This is a genomic window from Bradyrhizobium sp. Ec3.3, assembly GCF_000472925.1.
Classification (GTDB): domain Bacteria; phylum Pseudomonadota; class Alphaproteobacteria; order Rhizobiales; family Xanthobacteraceae; genus Bradyrhizobium.
This window is the reverse complement of record NZ_AXAS01000133.1, coordinates 1-5,270: the sequence shown is the minus strand read 5'-3', so window position 1 is coordinate 5,270 and position 5,270 is coordinate 1. Positions and strand designations below refer to the sequence as shown.

The window sequence follows — 5,270 nt, the reverse complement described above, 5'->3', positions numbered from 1 at the left end:
CGGTCGATCGGCATTCGAGACCGCCCGACGTCTTTCCGCTCACCCTGGCAAAACGCCTATGCAGAACGGTTGATCGGTTCAATCCGGAGGGAATGCATTGATCATGTCGTAGTCTTCGGCGAACGACATCTGCGCCACGTTCTGCTATCGTACAAAGATTACTACAACGCCACGCGCAGTCATTTGTCATTGAACAAGGATGCCCCGGTTCCTCGCGGTGTTGAGCGAGTCGGGAATATCGTATGCCGACCGATCCTAGGCGGACTGCACCATCAATATGGCCGGATGTGATTTACGGTAGGCACAGCTTGGCGGGCGCGGAGGAGCGCTTGGGGCCGTATTCTTCCTCGCTTTTTTCGGCGCGTTCGCATTCGTCGGATTTATCGAGCATCACATCGAGCCTCGCATCTTCCACGCGTGGCAGGGTTGGATCGCGCTCATCAGCTTCATGGTCATTTCAGCGCTCCTCTCCGTGCTTCTCGCCTCCATGGGAGTTGACCTCTGGGGACGGCGCAAGCGGCCCCAACCCAAGAGGCGATGGGGCCAGCCCAAGCGGCGATGGAGCCGTTAAGCCGCGCGGCTCCAGATCAGCGGCGAATACTTGGCACTCTGAAAAGGCAAACCCGGCCAGCAATGTGCTGGCCGGGTGTCTCGTTTGGGCCACAAGCTACTTGAACAGGGTGCCAAGCGGCTTGCGCAGGACGCTGTTCGGACCACCAAGGATGCCGTGCTCCCTGATGGCGTCAACGCTGATGCCCGTCCCTGGCTTGACGATCTTACCAAGGACCGTTGACTCGTCCTTGGCGCTCTCGCTGTTGGCCTTCATACGTTCGAGCACCCAGGTGCCAACAGCAGCACCGGCACTCGCGCCGCCGTCCGCTTTCGCTTCGGCAGCTGCAATGATCACCATCACGGTCGCGACCATCGCGGCACGAGTGATGATCTTCCACATGACCATCTAGTTTGGGCCCTCCTTCTCGCCCTGTTTGCCGCATCAAGGGTTGGATTTGCGATGCGGGTACAAGGGGCGGCAGGGCCGGCCAATAAGTGTCGTAAAAACCCTGCCCGTCATTGTGCTGCGCCGGGACCGATGACGTGACGCGGCTTGCTGCCCGGTCCCGTACTTGAAGGAAAACACATGCGGCGAACACCCCATTGAGATCTGGGATGAGCCGCGGCGGGCAGCCGACTAGTCCTAGGCTGCCGACTTTATGCGCTTCGCGATCTTGGCAATCGTCGCGCGGCTGCACCCCGTAGCGGCCTGTATGCTGCTCCAGGATTGGCCTGCGGCGATCCATGCGGCCAATGCCCTCATTGCGCTCTGCGCCTTCTGGACGGCCCCTATAGCGGCCCTCCACCTTGGCTTTGGCCTGCCCCTGCGTCTGCCGGCGCCGTCGGTCCTCGTAGTCCTTGCGAGCAACGGCAGCGAGCATGTCGAGCAACATCGAATTGATGGCGTCAAACATCGTGTGTGTGTTGTCGGGGCCGTACAGCGCGTTTTGGCGGCGGGGCTGTCTACCTGCGGGGCGGTAGGTGGAAGCGCGCAGGCGGGCCGGAACGGCCGTCTTATCGCGGGCGCGCAGTAGCCCGCTCCATCGCTGGAGGCCTGGGGGCTAATTAGCGATGGAGCGGGGAGTCAGGGGCTTCGGTCGGACCAGCGCGGAGACGATCGATGCCCGAGACGTAAGGATTTACCGTCGTGATTTTGGCTTGTTGGCGACCGATCCATGGCGCCAATCGTTCAGAATGAAAAACCTAACAGGTGTTGCCGCCGTGCAATTTCCAAAGTCACATTGTTGCCCCACTATCGCACCTAGCCGGTCATGATTTGACCAGCGGCGGACTGGCTGGCTAGGCTCGGCACATTCTTCGGCGGGGGCTGTGTGCCGGGCCGCCACTTCCACGGCGCGGGGATATCCTGCCAAAAGCAAAGCCCGCTGCAGGGGGCAAGGTGCTTTGGTATGCTTCTTGCTTCTGCTTTTTCATGTCCGACGAGAACCGCAACCGTATGTTCATGGCGCTGGCGATCGCGCCGATAATGCTGATCGCCGTCATGGTCACAGATTTGCACGCCAAGGGCGGTCCCCGCGAGGGCAACTCACCCGAGATCAGCGAGTGGTTTCGGTCGCAGCACAACGCGTTCGGCGGCTGGTGCTGCAATGATGCCGACGGTCACCGCTACTACGGCGACTACGTGCTCAATTCCGACGGCTCGGTGACGATCAGCCCCGGCACCCCGGACGCCCACCACGTCGAGTCCTACAAGGTGCTATCCGGCACAAACCCGACCGGCACCGCGGTGTGGTGGTACAACGAGGGACAAGCCGGCGCAAAGACCACATACTGCTTCGCGCCAGGATCGCTGACCTGACCCTTGGGGGCGGGGCTCCTTAGCGCAGCCGGGAGATCATCGAGACGTCGACGGCATATGACTTGGCGATCCCGGCCAGTGTCTCGCCGGCCGCACGGCGCTTGAGCGCTGCGCGCGCAGCGGCATCAGTTCGCGGGCCTCGACCTCGGCAATCGCCGCGAAATCGCGGCCGGTCTCCGCGATGCGGCCCATGCGATTGAGTTTCAGCTGCACATTCTCGATCTGATCCTCGAGCGAGGTCAGTGGCGCGTCCATGAAGGGGTTCGGAAGGGTAGCAGCGATCATGGATCGGCCTTCGTTTCAAGTGCGGACCATTCCGCCGACGCTCGGAATTTCGCCCGATGCTCGCGCAGGCGCCGTGACGAGCATCACGGAGAGGGGGGCCGAGCCGCTGGCGCGTGACCGCGCTGCCGACCAACCGTTAGCTACCCGCGCCGGCTGGACCGAGCGCCCCTTGAGTCGACAGCCGGCCGACCATGGACCATTTCGCTGTCCAGCCCCAGAGTGGCCGGGGTCGCGGCGTAGCGATGCGCGCGTTGCGCTGTTAATGATCCGTAGACTTTCGGCTCAGCCGCGAAATCATCGATACGTCGACCGCGTAGGACTTGGCGAGCCGCATGCGTAGGTCGACCACCTCTTTCGCGCGCTCGTCAGCGACCTGCATAGCGCGGCGCTTGGCATCGCGCAGACGAATGATCTCGGCCTTTGCCTCGCGCAGCATCGCGGCCGTGCGCTCGATCTCGCGTGCTGCCTCGAGGCAGAGCGGGGATCGCTCGGATTGCAATCGTTGCACCAAATTGGTCATGGGTCGGCCCACCCTCATTCGGCCAGGCGCGAGATCATGCTGATGTCGACCGCGTAGGACTTGGCGATGGACGCCAATGTCTCGCCCGCGGCGCGACGTTTGATCGCTTCCTGCCGCTGGTAGTCGGACAGCTTGGGCTTACGGCCAAACTTGACGCCCTTGGCCCGGGCGCGTTTCCGGCCGTCGCCGGTGCGCTCGCGGATCAGGTCGCGCTCAAACTCGGCAATTGCTGCGAGCAGCGTCGACAGAAGACGGCCCTGCGAGCTTGAGGTATCCCATAGCGGGTCGCCGAGCGAGCGGAACGCGGCGCCGGCCCTCCCGATGCGCTCCATCAGGTCGAGCAGTTCACGAGTCGAGCGGCCGAGCCGATCCAACTTGCTGACCAGGACGACGTCACCGGCCTTCAGCGAGGCCATCAGCTTAGCCAACTGCGGCCGATCAGCCCGGGCTCCACTGATCTTCTCGCGGTAGATCGTCTCAGCGCCGGCGGCTTTCAGGGCCTCGAGCTGGCCGGTGAGGTGCTGGTCCTGGGTGCTGACGCGAGCATATCCGAGAATGGCCATCTGCGCGCGCTCCATTTCGCAAATAAGTTTCGCAAAGTGTAACACGCTGATTTTCCACGTCCAGCGGTTTCTTGCAAAACTTACAAGTTTCACAAATTACAGGCCGCGCACCGCGCACAGGCCGACGCGCTGGAGATCGAGGCTTGTGATGAGAAGCTTCTAGGCGGGAAAATCTGCCCGATGGATGAACGAGGCAGCCACCAGCAACGTTGTAGCAGAAGGCGGGGGTAGCACCCCGCGACGCGATCGCCGGGTGAGAAGATCCGAGCAAATCGCAAGCCCCCCGGTGGTCGCGCTCCGACGTTATTGGCCGGTGAGCACTCGCCGCCACTTTCCGCCCCCAGGGGTGGCGGCTCGAGCTGGCGGCTGGCCGCAAGCGCGACGGCGGCCGGCCGTCCGGTAGGGGCGGCGGAGGGGTGCAGGAATTTTTTCTCCCAGCCGTCTATGCGTTACGGGGGTTGAACGGGCCGGATCATGCGCTGCTCGAAACGCGAGAGGGACAGCAGTGATGGCACCCACACCCCCCTTCGATCTCAATCAAGATCGTAGAAGGCGCTCAGAGCGCGCGGCCACCGTATCCTTTGTGCTGCTTAGTACGGATAGTAGCGCCGGTAGGGATAAGGGCTGCCGTAGTATCCGGCTCCCGGCCCGTAGCCCGAATAGCCGTAACCCGGTCCGTAGTATCCGTATCCCGGCCCGTAATAGCCCGACCCAACGGCGGCGGCCGCAGCCGCAGCACCCACGACGCCAAGGCCAATCGCAGCCCCCGGGTAGATACGACGACCGTAATAGCGACGATAGTAGACATCAGTCACATCAGAGAGAGTTGCTTGCTTGAAGGCCGTCACGGATGACGATACCGGCGCGGCCGATGTGGCGGGAACCCAGCCGACCACAGCCGCACCGATAATAGCCCCAGCGATTGTCAGGGAGGTGGCTTGCTTGTTCATGACTATTGTCCTTTTGCTGACTATCAGCAGCAGTTCCCGGGGCTCAGATCAGACCAAAAACGATGAAAATGCCGATCTCGATCAGGAGGGCCAGGCCTGTGATCGCGGACACAAGAAACACATCGCCCAACGTTGGAACGTGCATGGCTCGCCTCATCACTCTGCGAGAGGCGTTAGAGCTTGCGAGGATGAGCGAAGGTTCTGACTCAATCAATTACAAGGGCGGATTACCCCTTTCGAATGCCCGCTGCAGCACCAACCTGGGATCCAAGTGCCGGTAAGGTGCTTTGCAGACGGCGCTTTAGGCGCCGCCTGCATTAAGAACGCTGAAGTCGCGTGTCGACGGGGACGGGCCCGGGCTGCGGGCTGGGCCCAAAGAGCCCCCCCAATAGCGCCAGCACGGGCGGCGGGATGGGGATGCTTGGCGTAATGGACGGGCCATACGCGATGCCCCCGCTGACCTCATCGAGATCGTCGACAGATAGTTCGTGAAGTTCGTTGCTCATTCTCGCTCCTGCAATGGTTTAGGAAGAGAAGAGTGTGGCTCTCTTGGGTTCGTTCGCGCCGTGACCCACGTCACA

General features: G+C 62.3%; 7 protein-coding genes. 2 read left to right on the top strand and 5 right to left on the bottom strand.

Annotated elements, in window-relative coordinates; all coding sequences use genetic code 11:
• A partial coding sequence (locus YUU_RS58015) for an integrase core domain-containing protein (RefSeq protein WP_198031978.1) occupies positions 1-291 on the top strand: 291 nt, incomplete at its 5' end.
• Positions 292-667: 376 nt separating this feature from the next.
• Here the strand turns inward: YUU_RS58015 and YUU_RS0145480 are convergent.
• Positions 668-958: a hypothetical protein gene (locus tag YUU_RS0145480; RefSeq protein ID WP_027528074.1), complete on the bottom strand. Its 291-nt coding sequence runs from the start codon at positions 956-958 to the stop codon at positions 668-670.
• A gap of 1,026 nt (positions 959-1,984) precedes the next feature.
• Here YUU_RS0145480 and YUU_RS0145470 point away from each other — a divergent pair.
• Complete coding sequence (locus YUU_RS0145470; protein WP_027528072.1) at positions 1,985-2,371, top strand: hypothetical protein; 387 nt, start codon at positions 1,985-1,987, stop codon at positions 2,369-2,371.
• A 36-nt stretch (positions 2,372-2,407) separates the two neighbouring features.
• Here YUU_RS0145470 and YUU_RS0145465 read toward each other — a convergent pair whose 3' ends face one another.
• From YUU_RS0145465 to YUU_RS60790, 4 genes are all read right to left on the bottom strand, one after another.
• The gene (locus YUU_RS0145465; RefSeq protein WP_156944942.1) at positions 2,408-2,656 is read right to left on the bottom strand and encodes a hypothetical protein; all 249 of its coding nucleotides are present in this window, start codon (positions 2,654-2,656) and stop codon (positions 2,408-2,410) included.
• Between the two features lie 259 nt (positions 2,657-2,915).
• Complete coding sequence (locus tag YUU_RS0145460; protein WP_027528070.1) at positions 2,916-3,176, bottom strand: DUF1811 family protein; 261 nt, start codon at positions 3,174-3,176, stop codon at positions 2,916-2,918.
• A 14-nt stretch (positions 3,177-3,190) separates the two neighbouring features.
• The gene (locus YUU_RS0145455; RefSeq protein WP_035665201.1) at positions 3,191-3,739 is read right to left on the bottom strand and encodes a recombinase family protein; all 549 of its coding nucleotides are present in this window, start codon (positions 3,737-3,739) and stop codon (positions 3,191-3,193) included.
• Between the two features lie 590 nt (positions 3,740-4,329).
• Positions 4,330-4,554 (bottom strand): hypothetical protein, encoded by a 225-nt coding sequence (locus YUU_RS60790; protein ID WP_198031977.1) that lies wholly within the window; start codon positions 4,552-4,554, stop codon positions 4,330-4,332.
• Positions 4,555-5,270: the final 716 nt, after the last annotated feature.